The organism is Sodalis sp. (in: enterobacteria) (assembly GCF_047607725.1).
GTDB lineage: Bacteria > Pseudomonadota > Gammaproteobacteria > Enterobacterales > Enterobacteriaceae > JBLKSS01.
On sequence record NZ_JBLKSS010000086.1, the window covers coordinates 1 to 15,456 of the forward strand.

General features: G+C 58.8%; 16 protein-coding genes and 5 pseudogenes. 14 read left to right on the forward strand and 7 right to left on the reverse strand.

What is annotated here, in order from left to right:
• Nucleotides 1–448: 448 nt before the first annotated feature.
• The 6 genes from ACMX3H_RS08505 to ppnP all read left to right on the forward strand — a co-directional run bounded on the left by ACMX3H_RS08505 (nt 449) and on the right by ppnP (nt 4,192).
• The gene (locus ACMX3H_RS08505) at nt 449–640 is read left to right on the forward strand and encodes a Rieske 2Fe-2S domain-containing protein (RefSeq protein WP_415210502.1); all 192 of its coding nucleotides are present in this window, start codon (nt 449–451) and stop codon (nt 638–640) included.
• A 9-nt stretch (nt 641–649) separates the two neighbouring features.
• Nucleotides 650–1,678 (forward strand): FAD-dependent oxidoreductase, encoded by a 1,029-nt coding sequence (locus ACMX3H_RS08510; RefSeq protein ID WP_415210503.1) that lies wholly within the window; start codon nt 650–652, stop codon nt 1,676–1,678.
• Between the two features lie 225 nt (nt 1,679–1,903).
• Nucleotides 1,904–2,467 (forward strand): shikimate kinase AroL, encoded by a 564-nt coding sequence (aroL, locus tag ACMX3H_RS08515; RefSeq protein ID WP_415210504.1) that lies wholly within the window; start codon nt 1,904–1,906, stop codon nt 2,465–2,467.
• A 2-nt stretch (nt 2,468–2,469) separates the two neighbouring features.
• A complete protein-coding gene (locus ACMX3H_RS08520; RefSeq protein WP_415210505.1) occupies nt 2,470–2,661 on the forward strand; it encodes a hypothetical protein in 192 nt (63 codons plus the stop codon).
• A gap of 316 nt (nt 2,662–2,977) precedes the next feature.
• Nucleotides 2,978–3,784, forward strand: coding sequence for an IclR family transcriptional regulator (locus ACMX3H_RS08525; protein ID WP_415210506.1), 807 nt, complete (start codon nt 2,978–2,980; stop codon nt 3,782–3,784).
• A gap of 111 nt (nt 3,785–3,895) precedes the next feature.
• Entirely contained in the window at nt 3,896–4,192 is a 297-nt protein-coding gene (ppnP, locus tag ACMX3H_RS08530) for a pyrimidine/purine nucleoside phosphorylase (protein WP_415210507.1), read from the forward strand.
• Nucleotides 4,193–4,471: 279 nt separating this feature from the next.
• On the opposite strand, the gene rdgC is transcribed toward ppnP, so the two are convergent.
• On the reverse strand, nt 4,472–5,389 hold the full coding sequence (gene rdgC / locus ACMX3H_RS08535; RefSeq protein WP_415210508.1) for a recombination-associated protein RdgC: 918 nt from the start codon (nt 5,387–5,389) through the stop codon (nt 4,472–4,474).
• 623 nt (nt 5,390–6,012) lie between these two features.
• Here rdgC and ACMX3H_RS08540 point away from each other — a divergent pair.
• The 4 genes and pseudogenes from ACMX3H_RS08540 to mak form a co-directional block, all read left to right on the forward strand.
• Entirely contained in the window at nt 6,013–6,297 is a 285-nt protein-coding gene (locus ACMX3H_RS08540) for a hypothetical protein (RefSeq protein ID WP_415210509.1), read from the forward strand.
• A complete protein-coding gene (locus ACMX3H_RS08545; protein ID WP_415210510.1) occupies nt 6,242–6,631 on the forward strand; it encodes a hypothetical protein in 390 nt (129 codons plus the stop codon). The genes ACMX3H_RS08540 and ACMX3H_RS08545 overlap by 56 nt, the downstream gene beginning before the upstream one ends.
• On the forward strand, nt 6,595–6,915 hold the full coding sequence (locus tag ACMX3H_RS08550; protein ID WP_415210511.1) for a hypothetical protein: 321 nt from the start codon (nt 6,595–6,597) through the stop codon (nt 6,913–6,915). Before ACMX3H_RS08545 ends, ACMX3H_RS08550 begins: the two co-directional genes overlap by 37 nt.
• 192 nt (nt 6,916–7,107) lie before the next feature.
• Nucleotides 7,108–7,983, forward strand: a pseudogene (gene mak / locus ACMX3H_RS08555) (fructokinase); the annotation flags it as partial.
• A gap of 236 nt (nt 7,984–8,219) precedes the next feature.
• On the opposite strand, the pseudogene ACMX3H_RS08560 reads toward mak, so the two are convergent.
• The 6 genes and pseudogenes from ACMX3H_RS08560 to sbcD form a co-directional block, all read right to left on the reverse strand.
• Nucleotides 8,220–9,224 (reverse strand): annotated as a pseudogene (locus ACMX3H_RS08560) (SbcC/MukB-like Walker B domain-containing protein); the annotation flags it as partial.
• A 355-nt stretch (nt 9,225–9,579) separates the two neighbouring features.
• Nucleotides 9,580–9,702 (reverse strand): hypothetical protein, encoded by a 123-nt coding sequence (locus tag ACMX3H_RS08565; protein WP_415210512.1) that lies wholly within the window; start codon nt 9,700–9,702, stop codon nt 9,580–9,582.
• A gap of 107 nt (nt 9,703–9,809) precedes the next feature.
• Nucleotides 9,810–10,169, reverse strand: a complete 360-nt coding sequence (locus tag ACMX3H_RS08570; RefSeq protein ID WP_415210513.1) for a hypothetical protein — start codon at nt 10,167–10,169, stop codon at nt 9,810–9,812.
• Nucleotides 10,112–10,342: a hypothetical protein gene (locus tag ACMX3H_RS08575; RefSeq protein WP_415210514.1), complete on the reverse strand. Its 231-nt coding sequence runs from the start codon at nt 10,340–10,342 to the stop codon at nt 10,112–10,114. The genes ACMX3H_RS08570 and ACMX3H_RS08575 overlap by 58 nt, the downstream gene beginning before the upstream one ends.
• A gap of 117 nt (nt 10,343–10,459) precedes the next feature.
• Nucleotides 10,460–11,202 (reverse strand): annotated as a pseudogene (locus ACMX3H_RS08580) (AAA family ATPase); the annotation flags it as partial.
• A pseudogene (gene sbcD / locus ACMX3H_RS08585) lies at nt 11,199–12,420 on the reverse strand (exonuclease subunit SbcD). The pseudogenes ACMX3H_RS08580 and sbcD, both read right to left, overlap by 4 nt.
• 521 nt (nt 12,421–12,941) lie before the next feature.
• Between sbcD and ACMX3H_RS08590 the strand changes: the two are divergent.
• From ACMX3H_RS08590 to ACMX3H_RS08605, 4 genes and pseudogenes are all read left to right on the forward strand, one after another.
• Nucleotides 12,942–13,217, forward strand: coding sequence for a response regulator (locus ACMX3H_RS08590; RefSeq protein ID WP_415210515.1), 276 nt, complete (start codon nt 12,942–12,944; stop codon nt 13,215–13,217).
• A 111-nt stretch (nt 13,218–13,328) separates the two neighbouring features.
• Nucleotides 13,329–13,749, forward strand: a pseudogene (locus ACMX3H_RS08595) (phosphate regulon sensor protein PhoR); the annotation flags it as partial.
• Nucleotides 13,750–14,032: 283 nt separating this feature from the next.
• Entirely contained in the window at nt 14,033–14,464 is a 432-nt protein-coding gene (locus ACMX3H_RS08600) for a phage virion morphogenesis protein (protein WP_415210516.1), read from the forward strand.
• Between the two features lie 310 nt (nt 14,465–14,774).
• Nucleotides 14,775–15,456: phage protease (locus ACMX3H_RS08605; protein ID WP_415210517.1), on the forward strand; the 682-nt coding region annotated here is incomplete at its 3' end.

Consider the following 15,456-nt stretch of genomic DNA (forward strand, 5'->3'; position numbering starts at 1 on the left):
ATCGACTGGAACTTAAAGGCGAATCACTACGCAAAGAGCAAGGAGTAGCCAGCACAGGAAAAATAGACTAAAACCGAGTCAGAAGATGAGCGAACACGTGATCGAATATCACTGGAATGGGTGATCGGAAAATATCGGAATAATTGATCGGATGTCGCCGGAACAGATGATCGGATACGTCGGAATCTGCACGGGGGCTGTCGATAAGCGCGGCTACCGTTTAGGGCATGCCCACGGCGAATAGAAACATGCCCCGGCCTCCGGTCGACGGTGTTTCCCCCTTACGCAACAGCCCGCCGGAGGGCGGGCTGTTGCCGTTATACGCCGGCCTTGGCTTGCGCCAAGCCGCCGGCGCTGGCTGGGGCAGAGCGCCTTTTATAAATTTGCTGCTAGGCTTACTGATAGTGCTTTAAACAGTAAGGTTTTATAAAAATAGAAGGAGCCTATCGTGGCCTATGAGCAAATAATGTCGTTATCCTCCCTGGCGCAGATGACCCCCAGCAAAATAACCGTCGGAGAGACCGATATACTGGTTATCCGCCGCGGTGAAGACGTCTACGCCCTGGAAGCCACCTGCCCGCATTCCGGCGCGCCGCTGGAAAAGGGTGCGCTGTGTGAAGACAAGCTGGTATGCCCGTGACATAAATCGGTGTTCGCCATCACCGAAAGCCGCCCGGGCTCTCTGCTGGAACCGCTCTCACTGCGGGCACTGAAACGCTTCCCGGTGAAGGTGGAGCAAGATGCCGTCTGGATCGATCCGCAACCGCTTGACGAGGCCACACCGCTGCGGGCGGCGGATAAACAGCCTACCTATGTGGTATTGGGCACCGGCGCCGGCGGTAGCGCGGCGATAAAAGCGCGGCGTGAGAACGGTTTTACCGGCAGGCTGGTGATGGTGGAACGAGAAAAACAGGCCCCCTATGATCGTACCGCACTATCGAAATTTGTGCCGCAGGGCTATATGGATATCAACGACGTGCCTTCCCTGTTGCCTGAATCCTACTATCAGCAACAACAGATAGAGCGCATCAATGGCAATGTGGAAAAACTGGACAGCAAACGCCATCGTCTACGGCTGGAAGGCGGTAAGACCCTTTCCTATGAGCGTTTGCTGTTAGCCACCGGCGCCACGCCGCAGCGGCCGGACCTGCCTGGCAAAGCGCTACGTGGCGTGCAGGTATTACTCAGTTGGGAACAGACGGCGACGCGATTCTTCCACGATCTGCCGCTCAATGATGACGGCAGCCTGACCGTTGACCGGACGATGAAGGTGTCCGAAGACATATATGCCATCGGCGACATCGCGACTTTCCCGCTGGACGGCAATCCTACCCGCATTGAACACTGGCGCGTGGCCCAGCAGCACGGGCGTGTCGCCGCCGGTGCGATGATGGATAAGCCGCAACCCTATGATGCCGTCCCCTTTTTTTGGACTCAGCATTACGGCGGCCGCTATGAATATCTGGGCCATGCCGCCAAATGGGAGCAGCAGGAAATTATCGGCTCGCCGGATGAGGACAACTTCGTCTCCCTGTATGGCCTAAAAGGTAATCTGGTGGCGGTCGTGGCGGCCGGCCGGATGCGCACGACCGGCGTGCTGTTGATTAAAATGGGCAAAAAAATCAGTTTTGCCGAGGCGCAGCGCATCGTCGCCGACACCCGCGAAGCGAAAAGCTGACCGCGCGCCGGCGGCGTCGCGGCAATACCCGCGGCCTTCGCGGCGCCGATTCCCTTTACGGTAGCGCAAAATTTTGCCGGCAAACATGTGCGTCGCCAGAGGTCGATGATATGATGCGCTGCCGGCACGCAACGGGGCGGCGACTCTCCGCCTCATCCTGCTCCGGCCCAGGGACGATGAACGTTCTCGTCCGCTATTTCAGGTAAGGAAAAGGACAGACAGGCAATGACACAGCCCCTATTTATGGTTGGTGCGCGCGGATGCGGCAAAACCACGGTGGGTCAGGCATTAGCGCGGGTATTGGGATATGCATTTACCGATACCGACGAGAAGTTGTGGCGGTCTACCGGCAAGACTGTGGCAGAGATCGTCGCTGAAGAAGGCTGGGCGGGCTTTCGGGCAAGGGAGAGCGAAATCCTGACAAGCGTTACGCAAGGGCAAACCGTGGTGGCTACGGGCGGCGGTATTATTTTATCGGCGGCTAACCGACGTTTCATGCGCGCGCGCGGCACCGTCGTGTATCTACACGTGTCGGCGCAGGAGCTTGCGCGCCGTCTACAGGCGTACCCCGAGGAGGAGCAGCGGCCCAGTTTGACGGGGAAACCAATGATTGAAGAAATCGCCGAAGTGCTCACCGCACGTGAAAAACTCTATCAAGAAGCGGCACACCACATACTGGACGCCAGTCAGGCGCCGGACGATGTGGTCTATGCCATTTTACAACAGCTGTATCCCAGCGCGACGTGTTGGCTATACTTACCTTACGTGAGCACAACTATAAGGAAGTAACTATGGCAAGCAAACCTCCCTATCCGCACCAAGCGCATATCGTCAAAAAAGAGAAGGGGCCGGCCGGCAAGACCAAAACCGTTTATGAGTTGCGTGCCGACCATCCCCATCCCAATACCCTTATCAGTGAACACGACACTGAGCAAGAAGCGCTGGATTCTAAAGAGCGCTATGAGGATGAAAGCAAAAGCTGATCTTCCGGCGGCAGGATTCCCGCGCCCTGGCGCCCCTACGCACTTTCCACCGCCGCGAATAACGAATTGTCACATCGGCGTAAACGGCGTAAAAAAAATTCATGTTTAATCTGCCCCCGTCATGGCCCAACAGGGTGAAGTAGCTGAGGATGAAGCGTATTTCTCCCGCGCAGGCCGTTATCGTTAGAATCAACACGATAGTGTTTAAGCTTATAATAAATAGCGATAAACCGATGTTTATGCGGCGGCCGGCGCATCGAGGGCGAGGCGCGCGAACCGGTGAAATATTGTCTTGACGCCGACGCACTGGCGATGAATGATAAAAACTCCGACATCAGTTCACCTGCAAAAAAATAACATTATGTCGACATTGGAAAACGCCGCTGCGGTGTTAACGTTGTTCGTCCAGCCGGGCACGGAGACGCTGCCGGAAAGTCTGTCCTTCAGCGACATGGCCCGCCGTCTACCCTTGCCAAAAAGTACGCTTTCCCGGCTGCTTATCGCAATGGAATCGCAGGGACTGCTCGCGCGGGATCCCCACAACCGTCATTACAGGGTCGGCCACTTGCTGCGCTCATTGAACCCGCCTGAGCCGCAGAGCGTGCCGGCTACGCTTGCTGAGCGGGCGGCGCAGGCGCTACATCAGCTCAGCGCACGCTATCGCTGCACCGGTTATTTATGCATGCTGCATCGGGATCAAGTACGTATTGTTGACCGATTTCAAAGCAGCGCCGCCGCGCCGGCGGTCTATGCAGTGTGCAGCCATTTGCCCGCCATGAACACGGCGGCCGGCAGAGTGTTGTTGGCCTGTTTTTCCGAGCGGGAAGTCATAGCGCGTTTGATGCCGCGCCAGGGCAGGCTAGGGGGATTCAATCAGCCCGGCATTGTCCGCTTGCTGCAGCGATTGTCATTGATGCGCGGGCAGGGCTGGGACTTTAATCGCAATGAAACCCGCCCTGGTTACAGCGCGCTCGCGACGGCGTTGGCGGACAGCGAGCGGAGTGAACAGATAGGCTTATGCCTGTCTTTCGTGAACGCTGGCGATAAAGGCGCCTTCCCGACCGATAAGTTGGCGGGGTTGCAGTCCGCTACGCGGATAATTGCCCAACGAATCTATCAATGATTCGGCGGCGCGGAATTTGTTTGTCCCGGCCGGGGTTTTTGCAGAAAAGGGCGTGACGCCCGCCGAGTCGCCTTTTACACTGGTATGACATTAATCGATAGGAAAAGACCGATGCTGAAGGTGAATGACTATTTTGCAGGGAAAGTGAAGTCCATTGGATTCGATGCCGCCAGCACGGGCCGTGCCTGCGTTGGCGTTATGGAGGCGGGGGAGTACACCTTTACCACCGGCCAACCGGAAGAAATAACGGTCGTTAGCGGCGTGCTAAAGACGCTGCTGCCCGGCGCGAACGACTGGCAAGTTTTTATGCCGGGGGAGTCGTTCTACGTGCCGGCACATAGCGAATTCTGCCTGCAGCTGGCGGAAACCAGCAGCTATTTATGCAGGTATCTCAGCCACTCGCGCTGAACGGCTTGGCGCAAGGCCTGCACCGTCCCGTCCATTGTTGATGCCGCTGCACCGGGGGACGACAATCTTTGCTCTAATCCCGCCACGTTCGCGCCAAACCTGTGGCATCGCGTACCCTGACGATGGGCGCGAGCCCGGCGGCAGGGCCGCATTGCCGCCTCTGGGCTGCCGCGCCGTTTCGTCCTGAGGGCAATCGGCTAGGGCCATCGCCGCGCCGACTCGTCCTAGGGATAACCGGCGGGCGGTACAACCGTGATTTTTCCCCTGTGGCCGCGTCGGTTAGCCCTGACGCTGCGCCTCGCCTCCCAGCCCCGCAATCAGCTCAGTGATTAAGGCCGCCAGTTCACCGGTCATAAGCGTAAAATCGGCGTCGAAACGGGCGGCGAAATCGTCGCGATCGATATTATCATTCTGCTCGCGTAGCGTATCGGCGAATTTTAACCGTTTAACCGTGCCGTCATCGCCCAACACAAACTGCACTCGCTCCCGCCAATCCAGCGCCAGCTTGGTCACCAGTTTGCCTGCCTCGATATGTACCGCGATTTCGTTGCTGGACAAATCCTGCTTTTTACAGCGAACGATGCCGCCTTCTTCCAGCAGCGCTTTCAGCTCAGCCTCATCTTGAATGGCGAAGCCGGCGGCGGGATCGCCGCTGCGTACCCATTCGGTCAGAGTCATTTCAATCGGTTTTTCCATGGTCAGCGGCACTACCGGCAACGAGCCGATAGATTTTCGCAGCAGCGCCAGGCAATCTTCCGCTTTTTTGGCGCTGCCGGCGTCGACCAGCACCAAATTGTTGACCAGATCCAGCCACAATAACGTTTGACCAAAACCGCTGAAGGCGCGAGGCATCAACGTGTGCAGCACTTCGTCCTTGAGCGCGTCCTTTTCGGTTTTACGCAGTTTCCGGCTTTGTTCATTTTCCAGTTTGTCGATTTTGCCCTGCAGCTCCTGCTTTATCACCGAGGACGGTAGAATTTTTTCTTCTTTACGCAGGCACAGCAGGACATGACCCGGTATCGCATGGGTCAGCACGTCGCTTTTGGCTCCCATGGGCGGAACCCAGCCGGATTTCGCCATATCCTGACTGCCGCAGGGGGTGAAGGCGAAGGCGGACAATTGCTGTTCGATTTGCTCCACCGACAGCTCGATCGGCCGGTTCAAACGGTAAATCATGACATTCTTGAACCACAACATAATAGATATCCCTGACCTGACGCACCTCAACCGGCGCGATTTGCCAACAAACGCAGCGCTCATGATAACGAATTGCAGACGCTTCCCCTAGGAAAAAGCGTACTGAGTTGTCCGTATTTGACGTTAGAGCGTGATGTGTAACGGGTGAGGCAGGCACCGCATACGCGCAACCTTCTTTGCCAAACGTGCGCTCGGCATGCCGAAAAAGTGTCCTGGAGAGGGGGTAGGGGAGAGGCGCTTGCCGAATGGCTGCGCCGAAGGTGATTGAGCCCGTTTACCGGCGTCAAAAATGCCTGATGATTTTATGATTATTAATTTAAGTTTATTAAAATGCCGTATTAATGACGTAACCCATGCGCCAAGCGATAGAAAAAAATTAGAATAATTATTCTAGAATTAATGATTTTAAAAATACAGTATTTTTGTATTACCGTAAACATAGACTAACTTAATGGCGTAGCATCATTCTACTTCGCAAAAAATAAAAGAGTTAGTTTATGGAAACTCGGGATGTGGCTATCTGCGCCAACCGGGTGTCATGAGGATCACTTTTCAGTGGCGTTCTTACGGCATTCTCTATTTCACTCTTATTAGCGCTGCTCGGTAGCGCGCTGGGATTTAGCATGGTCGATCCCTGGGCGCAGCGGCCGGCCGGCGGTATCGGCACCACCATGACCCTATGGACGGCGGCTGCGCTGCTCCTCAGCCTGCTGGCTGGCGGTTTTGTCGCCGGCCGGCTAGCGATGATGGCCGGCGTGACGCATGGCTTCCTGACCTGGGCGCTATCGCTGCTGTTGGCGGTCATCATTAGTGGCTTCATTATTCAGTGGCGCATTGCGCTTGGCGGGGAATATGCTCGGCACAGCGGGCAGCGCCGCCGGAAATATTGTCACGACGGTGGGAAATAATAGCGATGAATTGGCGGGGGTATTAAATAATGGTTTGGGGAAATTAACCCTGGACGATTCTCTGCCCACCGATGCATCGCCAAAAAATATTACCGATGCGCTGCAAAACAACGAAATTGAAGCGCTGCATCCCGACTATCTCCAGCGCCAGCTTAAAGAAATACGCGCGGAAGTCAGCCAGGCGGTCGCCGAGGCGATGCGCGCCCCTGAGCGTAGCGAGCAGATTATGGCAGGGCTGGCTGAGCGGTTGAAGCAGCGCACTGATGCTGTGGCCGACGAGATATCAAGCGCGACGACGTGCATCAGGCGCTGGCCAATGGTAATCGTACCCTGACGCCGGAGGCGTTGAATCAGGCTACCGATAAGGTGATGCGTGATAAACAGCAGGCGGCAGAAACGATAAAATACCGAATCGATACGCTGCAGCAGAACGTCAGCCACGCGCGGGAAGATTTGCAGCGCTGGCGCGAGGAAATGAAACAGCGCGCCGATAAGGCCGCTGCCACCAGCGCCAAGTCCGCGCTTTGGCTATTCATTACCCTATTGCTGGGGGCGATAGTCAGCGCCGGCGGCGGCTGGTGGGGGGTGAGAAACGGCGAGCGCTATCAAGTTCGCTAACCATGCCACCGTTGCGCGCGTGGGGTGACGGGCGCCACAAAGCCGGGCTGAAACGTTGCCCCACGGCGGGAATAGCTCAACTTTTTCCGTCGAATATCCTATGCTGATCCCCAAATAGTGCGCCGTGCTGCTTCCTGTCGCTTATCGCGGGGGCCGCGGCGCCGGTAGATAACCGGAGCGGGGGCTGGCAACGTGCGGATCGGCATTGATTTGGGGGGTACGAAAATCGAGGTAATAGCGCTGGATGACGAGGGTCAGGCGATATTACGCAAACGGGTCGCGACGCCGCGCGATGATTATCCGGGGACAGTGGAGACGATCGCGGCGCTGGTCGAGTGGGTAGAACAGGAGACAGGCCAACGCGGCAGCGTCGGCGTCGGTATTCCCGGCACCCTGTCGCCTTATACCGGTAAAGTGAAAAATGCCAATTCGGTATGGCTTAACGGTCAGCGCCTGGATCAGGATCTGCAGACCCGGCTGCAACGGCCGGTGCGGATGGCCAACGACGCCAATTGCATGGCGGTGTCGGAGGCAACGGATGGTGCCGGGATTGGCATGAATACCATATTTGCGGTGATTATCGGTACCGGTATCGCTCTGAATGGGAAAGTGCACAGCGGCGGCAATGGCGTGGCGGGAGAGTGGGGGCATAACCCGCTGCCCTGGATGGATGAGGATGAATGGCGCATTAAGAAAAAGGTTCCCTGCTACTGCGGAAAATCCGGCTGTACCGAAACCTTCATCTCCGGCACCGGATTTATGCAGGATTACGAGAGGCTCAGCGGGCAACCACGCAGCGGGGCGGATATCGTCCATCTCGCCGCAGAAGGCGATAAATGGGCTGAGCGGGCGCTGGGTAATTATGAGCGACGGCTGGCCAAGGCGCTTGCACAGGTGATCAATTTTCTCGATCCGGATGTTGTCGTGTTGGCGGGTGGGATGAGCAATGTCGACAGACTGTACGATTCGCTACCGACCTTAATAACGCCTTGGGTATTCGACAACGAATGCCAGACGCCGATTCGTAAGGCGGTTCATGGCGACTCCAGCGGTGTGCGCGGCGCGGCTTTGGCCGCAGGAAAAGGGGCGCTGAACCACGACCGATGCCAGCGCCACCCACGCGGCGGCAGGTCGGACCTGTATAGCGCACGGGCGGGGCGTCAACGGCGGGTGGGGTGCAGTTGCCGTGGGCAAAGGTTGCCAACTGCGTCAATAACGGGCTTGTTGGCGTTGCCGTGGGTAGTGCTGGCAGGGCTGGCCGGCCGCATCAATGGTGGGTTAGGTGTAGTAGCCGCCCGCGGCACTCAATCGTCCGCATCTTTGACCGGCGCGTTGTCCGCCACCGCAAATTGTCGCGCAAGACGGCTGATGCCCAATTCATTAATTTTACTGACTTTTATCTGCACTGGAATACGCTCCTTCATCGCTTCCACGTGGCTTATCACGCCGATCATTTTACCGCTGGCGTTCAGGGTATCCAGCGCGTCCAGGGCAATATCCAGCGTCTGGGCGTCAAGGGTGCCGAATCCCTCGTCAAGGAACAGCGAGTCAATGCCCGTCTTATGACTGACCAAATCCGATAACGCCAGCGCCAGTGCCAGACTGACCAGAAAACTCTCCCCGCCTGACAGCGTACGGATATCACGTATGGCGTCCGCCTGCCAGGTGTCCACTACTTCCAGCTCCAGCTCTTCGTGCGTTTTGCGTTGCAGCTGATAACGGCCGTGCAGGCGCGCCAACTGCTGGTTAGCCAGATAAATAAGATGTTCTAACGTTAATCCCTGAGCGAATTTACGAAATTTATCCCCCTCCTTCGACCCGATGAGCTCATTGAGATAGGCCCAATCCTGACAACGGTCGCGGCTCTCTTCTATCTGCCGCAGCAGCAGATGCTGTTCCCGCTGCCGCTGTTGATGGCTGCTCAACTGCTGCTGTATTTCCCCCTGTCTGCGGGCAAGCTGGCGCAGCTGGTCATCCAACTCGGCCAGGCGCTCCGCCACCGCGGCGGCGTCATCCTCGGGCGACAGGGCGGACGGACGGGCAGCCTCCACCTGCCCCAGCGCCTCGGCGGCCTGCTGCTGGCGGGCATCTGCACGCTGCTGCTGCGCGTTGAGCCGGTCGCGACGTTCGCGCAGCGCCGCACGCTCGCCTGTGGGCAGCAGCGCGGCATCCAGAGCCGCGCTATCGGCAAACGAAGAGGCGCGCAACGCCTGTTGCAGCTGGTTTGTGCTTGACAGTGCCTGCTGAACCAGCGTCTGCCGCTGGCGCGCCAGCGCGCTGAGGCTGCCCGCCAGTTCATGCAGCTGACGCTGCGCTGCTTGTAGCTCCTGGCCGGCCTGAAGCTGCGCCTGCCGCAGCCGTTCACCGGTGCGGCGCAGGCGCGCGCCGGACTCGACGGTCGAGACATCGCCGGCCAGTTCAGCGTCGGTGACCGTTAGCGCTTGCGTCAGCGCCTCCTGGTGCTGCGTGAGGTCGGCAACGGTCTGCACCAGCGCGTCGACGCTGCCGTTCAGCGAGGTGATTTGGCTGGTCAGCCGCTGCGCCAGTTGAGTGTCTTCCCGTTCATAAGCCGCCAGCGCGTCTGCGGCCGCCTGCAGGGCCTCGGGCGTTAGCGTCGCCAGCTCGGGAAGTTGCACGTTTTCGTCAGGCGTAATCGTCAGTTGCTCAGCCGCCTGCCGCCAGCGTTTCCTCGCCCTGCTGGCACTGCGTAACCAGCAGGTGCAAACGGGTATCCCCCTCGATCTTCGCCACGGCGCATCTCTCCACTTCGGTCTGCTGCTGCTGCAACTGCTGCTCGGTGCGCCCGGGGGGGCAACGTCTGATAGGCGTTTATCGCTGGATGCTGGGTGGCGCCGCACAGCGGGCAAGGTTCACTTGCGCGCAGAGTACGGCGCTCATCCTCCAAGCCGGACAATGCGCCGTTCCAGCTCCAGCGCCGTTTGCTCCTGGCTTAACGTAAACCGCGTTTGCAGGCGTTGGGCCTGCGGCGCCTCCTCCTGTCGGAGCCTATCCACCAGCCCCGTGAGCGGCAGCAGCAGGGTGGTCAGCAGCAGGTAATGGGGCCGCTGCCGCCGTTTCCAGCGCGTCTCGAACGTGGCGCCGCTCTGCGCGTGGGCCCGTTCCTCCCGCCGCCGTTGCGCCTCGGCAAAGCTCAAGCTTAGCGCCTCCCGCTGTTGCGCCAGCAGCTGACTCTCCGTTAAGCGCTGCTGACCTTCCGTTTGTAAGGCGGCAAGCCGTAGCCGTTGCTGCGCCACGCGCTGTTCCAGGTCGCGGCAATGCGTTTGCACTTCGTCGCGGCGAGCGAACTGCTCACGCCACAACGGGAGCTGCTCACCCCACAGGCGGCATGGCGGTCCAGCCAGTCGCTATTCGCCTGCGCCTGCTGACGTGCCTGGTCCAGCGCCTGCTGCTGTGTCGCCAGGGCCACGCTTTCCTGACGATGGCGCTGCTGCAGCGGCAGAAGCTGACGCCTAAGGTCCTCCTGTTGTTGCCGCAGCGTGGCGATCTGCTGATCCAGCGGGATAAGCTGTTCTTCTATTATTTACTGTTGCCGGCGCTGATCCTCCTCGTGCGCGGCCACTTGCTCATCGGCGTGGCGCAGCAGCGCTTGCACGAGCGGCTGCCGCCGCGGCGTCAGTTCGTCTTCAAGCGCCGCCTGCTGCTCATCGGTCAGCATTTCAATGGCGCCCGCGCGGGCTTCCCACTGCGCCAGCTCGCTGCGGACCGCTTTATTGCGCTCAAAAACATCGGCGGAGATGCGGCCATAGATATTGGTGCCCGTCAGCTCCTCCAGCAGCCCGGCGCGGCTTTTGGCGTCAGCATTCAAAAACGCGGCGAAATCGCCCTGCGCCAGCAAAATGGATTTGGTGAACCGGGCAAAATCCAGCCCCGTCAGTTCGGCTATCAGGCGTTTTTTATCGCTGATTTTACCCGCCAGAATCAGGCCGTCGCTGATACGGGCCAGCTCCACTTTCGCCCCCTGCAGATTACCGTCAGGTTGATTTTTCGCCCGACGCTGGCTCCAGAACGCTCGGTAGCCGACCCCTTTGACGGCGAATTCCACTTCGGCAAGCGCTTCCGCGGTATGGCGTGTCATCAGCTCCGGGCCGGGGTTGTCCTTAAGGCGCGGCGTCTGGTGATAAAGCACCAGACTGATGGCATCGAGCAGCGTGGTTTTCCCCGCGCCGGTCGGGCCGGTAATGGCGAACAGGGGGCGGCGGTAAAGTCGATTTTCCATTCGCCCTGCAGCGCATTCAGGTTTTTCAGGCTCAGCGTCAGAATTTTCATGCCTCCGCTCCCTCATGGCCATCGTGCACATCGCCGACCACCTGTTCAAACAGGCGCCGGATGCACTGGCAGCGTGGTTCATCCGGCGCGTCCTCCAGCGCCAGCCGCCGTTCAAACACCTCGCTCACGCTCAATTCGCTAAGCGTCTCCTGCTGTAACGGGTGGAGGCCGCTAGACCGCTGCTCGCGGCTGCGGCGCAGCAACACCACCTCTACCGGTAGCGGTTCCGCCAACACCTGGAGATGCTGCTGTATGTCGGTGAGATAGCCGTCGGCCACACCCTCAATGTCCAGCCACACCGGGCGTTCGCCGCGATAATCAGCATAGCAGCGCAGCTGCCGCTCTATCTCATCCACACGGCCTTTGATAAGCAGCATCGGCGGCGTTTCGGGCACCGTCAGCGGCGTTATCCGTGGCGGCAGGCCGTCTTGAAAGCTGACCAGATTGACCTGTTTCGGCTGGCCCGCTTCATCAAAGCTTAGCGGGATCGGCGAGCCGCAATAGCGGATGCAGTCATTGCCGCCGATAATCTGTGGCCGGTGGATATGGCCCAGGGCGATATAATCCGCGGGCGGGAACAGCCGCGCGGGAAAAGCATCGAGAGCGCCGATATAAATATCGCGCACCGAATCGGTGGTGCTGGCGCCAACCGTCGTGAGATGGCCGGTGGCGATAATAGGGACCGGGGAGGGGAGTGCGTCGCGCAACCGCTGTGCGCGTTGATACAACTGCTGATAGCGTTCAGCGATGTCGTCCAGCAACGCCTGCTGCTTTTCACCTCCCGATAGGCCGCCGCGGCTGACCAGCACGTCCCGCGGCCGCAGAAAGGGAACGGCGCACCGCACCCGGCGCGCCGTTGCGATCGTTTAGTACCCAAACTTGGTCCTCGCCGTTGCCGCCGGCCACTATGCGCGTATTCAGGCACGCCAGCAGCGCGTGGGATTCATTGAGCGTCGCGACCGCGTCATGATTGCCCGCCAGCGCCACCAGCCGACAGCCGGTCGGCTACAGCGACACGACGAAACGGTTGAATAATTCGCGGGCATAGCTGGGCGGTGTACCGGTATCGAAAACGTCGCCCGCTACAATCAAGGCGTCCACCTGGTGTTCGTCGACCTGACTGATCAGCCACGTCAGAAACGCCTGATGTTCCTCGGCGCGGTTTTTGGTGAAAAACGACTGACCCAGATGCCAATCTGAGGTGTGAATAATGCGCATGACGCTCCAGCGGCAAACAAATCGATGGGGCAGTATAAACCGTGACGCCGGCGCCTGTCGTCCGACGGGGGGGATTTTGCGGCGCCGGTTCCCGAAAAAGAGGGTTAAGCCGTCCCGTGTGGCGTCGCCGTTGCGACGTATTCTGCGCCGAGTAACCGCGCGCTTTGCTGTGTAACGCCCTCCGCCCGTTGCCGTGGCACTGTATGCTCCACCATCCCCTTTACGCTCGATTACCCAGAGGGAAACAAGATCCTGCGTAAGGCACTGACGGTGCGGCTGCTGCGCACTGATTATCAATATTCGCTACTTTTCAGCGCCTTATGGTATTTAGACGTCTTTTGTTGCCGCGGGGTGCCGGCGTCAGTTAACGATAAAATCTATTTCTTTTAAGATAAATGAGTTTTAATAAATATGTCACAAAAGTGACGCATAATGCCGGCACCTTAATCATGACGATTTATGGCGGAGAAACGATGGCGAGACGCATACTGGTGGTGGAAGACTAAGCGCCAATCCGGGAAATGTTGTGTTTTGTCCTGGAGCAAAACGGCTTTCAGGCCATCGAGGCGGAGGACTACCCTTCCGCGGTCAATCTGCTCGCGGAACCGTACCCTGACTTGGTGCTACTGGACTGGATGCTACCGGGCGGTTTCGGCATTCAATTCATCAAACAGATGAAACGCGAAGCGCTATCGAGGGAAATTCCTGTTGTGATGCTGACCGCGCGCGGGGCTTCCCCAAACCCTGACGCCGCGGCGATAGCGGCCATTCACTGTACGCTTGCGCACAGGCGATGACACCGCACAGAGGCGGACCATGAGTCAGACGGAAAGGATGCGATGCCCGCGGTCGGCGGACGCATGATGAGCCGGTGGCCGCGGTACAGGGCTGTCGTGAAGGAGATGCCGTTGCTTGAACCTATTACCTGGCGCAGATTGTTGCTGGAAGGGGTGATGTTTTGCCTGCCGGCACTGCTGTTGTCGTTGTTCATCGGCCACCTGGGCTGGCTATTGGCGCTGTCGCTGCTGGCGGCGCTGATGCGCAATTATTATTTTCAGCTGCGGCTGTCGCATTGGCTATGGCGCCACCCGGGGCGGGCGCCGCCGGCGGCGCGAGCTGGCGATGTTGTTCAAACGCTTTCGCAGCGGCGCCGACTCGCTGCCCGATGCGTTGGTGATGTTAACGGGTGACGGTCATATTTTCTGGTGCAACGGCCTGGGCCAACAATTGCTCAGTTTCCGCTGGCCGGAGGATAACGGGCAACCGATCCTCAATTTGTTGCGTTATCCGGAGTTTAATGATTATCTGCAGCGGCAAACGTTTCAGCGACTATGGGGTGGCAATCATTTCTGGACTCTCAAGGGGAACGATGGATTAGCCGGAAGCCCTTTATGCAGATTCCGACGTAGCCGATCAGCTATTCCGGCAATATCTGATCACTGATTCCGGTCGCCCGACCAGCGATTCTGATTTCACCCGATCACTGATTCGCATGACAACCGATCACGATTTCGCATGAAGCACGATCATCCTGTCAGACAGTGAGTGCCAATTGAAATCTGACCCGCCCGCCAACGTAACACTGACCCAGTCCGTCAGAAGAGGTATCACCATGATAGATGTGACGATCACCGTGCCCGATACCCTGCGTCAAGCCCTGGAACGGCTGGCGCAGTCCCTGAGCCCCCGTCAGCCGTTGATGTGCGCTCTCAGTGAAGAACTGTATGACGCGGTGATGGAGAATTTCGAGCAGGAAGGCCGCCCGCGCTGGCTGCCCATTGCGTGCGCCGGTAAAATCCTGCAGCAGTCGGGGCGGCTGGCCGCCTCCATTGACAGCGACGCCGATAACGACCAGGCCGTGGTCGGAACCAATGTGGTGTACGCACGTATTCACCAGCAGGGTGGCACCACCCGGCCCCATGTCATTCGCCCCCGCTATAAAAAGGCGTTGACCTTTAACGGTCGGGTGGTAAAAAACGTCAATCACCCCGGCTCGACGATACCGGCGCAGCCCTTTCTCAGTCTGACCGACGAGGATTATTAGGCCCTGGCGCACACCGTCAATGATTACCTCCAGCGTGCGCTGGACGAGTGACGCCCTAAAAAGGCCGTTGCGCGTTTTTTGATAGCCAGGCAGACGATGATGCGGTTGAAACCGCGTTAAGCGATTCTGGAGCGATTTAAACGGGTTTTAAACGGGGTATCGCCGCCCACGTCAGCGGTGTAGGCTGACGGCAGCCCGTTATTGCGATTTTCTCCCCCCACCATTACCCCCTACACCCCCGTCACGACGAGATACCCGAAGCGCACGTTAGGCTGTTTCCCATGAATGATGCTTCTGGGACCGCCACCGCGTGAAAAACACCGTCCGCCTTGCCACACTGACCGTGGCACTGGAGAGCGCCGGCACCCGTGTCCAGCTGTTTCCGGCCGGCACCTTTCGCTCGCAGGATACGCGTCCCACCGACGTGGCGTACTGGCGGCTGGACGCCCCCCAGGCCCAGCGTTTAATTGACGCCGCCCAGGTGCGTCAGACCCCGTACTGCTTTGACTATGAGCACCAGGCTATCCATACCAGGGAGAACGGCCAGCCGGCTCCGGCGGCGGGCTGGTATTCGCAGCTGGAATGGGTCGAAGGCCAGGGGCTGTTTGCGGTGGATGTCGAATGGACCGGGCGCGCCCGCACCATGATTGCCGCCGTGGAGTACCGCTTTGTCTCCCCGCTGTTTCGGTACGACAAGCAAGGCAATGTGACCTGTCTGTTGAATGCCGCGCTGACCAACGTGCCGGCGCTTGACGGTATGGAGGCGCTGCTGGCGGCGGCGTCACAACAACTCACGGGAGAAAACAACGTGGATGAACTGTTAGAACAACTGCGCTGGATGTTGAATCTGCCGCTGTCGGCCACGGCTGACGAGGTGACGGTTGAGCTAAAAAAACTCATCGACCGCCTGTCGGGAGGACAAGGTACGGCGGCGGTTCGCATCAATCTGCTGTCGCTGCTCAGCGAGAAGGATAACCAGATTGCCGCGCTGT

What these genes read in the sequence shown, in the direction of transcription:
- aroL (WP_415210504.1), top strand. Translation starts at nt 1,904, where the DNA reads ATGACACAGCCCCTATTTATGGTTGGTGCGCGCGGATGCGGCAAAACC.
- ACMX3H_RS08520 (WP_415210505.1), top strand. Translation starts at nt 2,470, where the DNA reads ATGGCAAGCAAACCTCCCTATCCGCACCAAGCGCATATCGTCAAAAAA.
- ACMX3H_RS08525 (WP_415210506.1), top strand. Translation starts at nt 2,978, where the DNA reads ATGATAAAAACTCCGACATCAGTTCACCTGCAAAAAAATAACATTATG.
- ppnP (WP_415210507.1), top strand. Translation starts at nt 3,896, where the DNA reads ATGCTGAAGGTGAATGACTATTTTGCAGGGAAAGTGAAGTCCATTGGA.
- rdgC (WP_415210508.1), bottom strand. Translation starts at nt 5,389, where the DNA reads ATGTTGTGGTTCAAGAATGTCATGATTTACCGTTTGAACCGGCCGATC.
- ACMX3H_RS08540 (WP_415210509.1), top strand. Translation starts at nt 6,013, where the DNA reads ATGGTCGATCCCTGGGCGCAGCGGCCGGCCGGCGGTATCGGCACCACC.
- ACMX3H_RS08545 (WP_415210510.1), top strand. Translation starts at nt 6,242, where the DNA reads ATGCTCGGCACAGCGGGCAGCGCCGCCGGAAATATTGTCACGACGGTG.
- ACMX3H_RS08590 (WP_415210515.1), top strand. Translation starts at nt 12,942, where the DNA reads ATGTTGTGTTTTGTCCTGGAGCAAAACGGCTTTCAGGCCATCGAGGCG.
- ACMX3H_RS08600 (WP_415210516.1), top strand. Translation starts at nt 14,033, where the DNA reads ATGATAGATGTGACGATCACCGTGCCCGATACCCTGCGTCAAGCCCTG.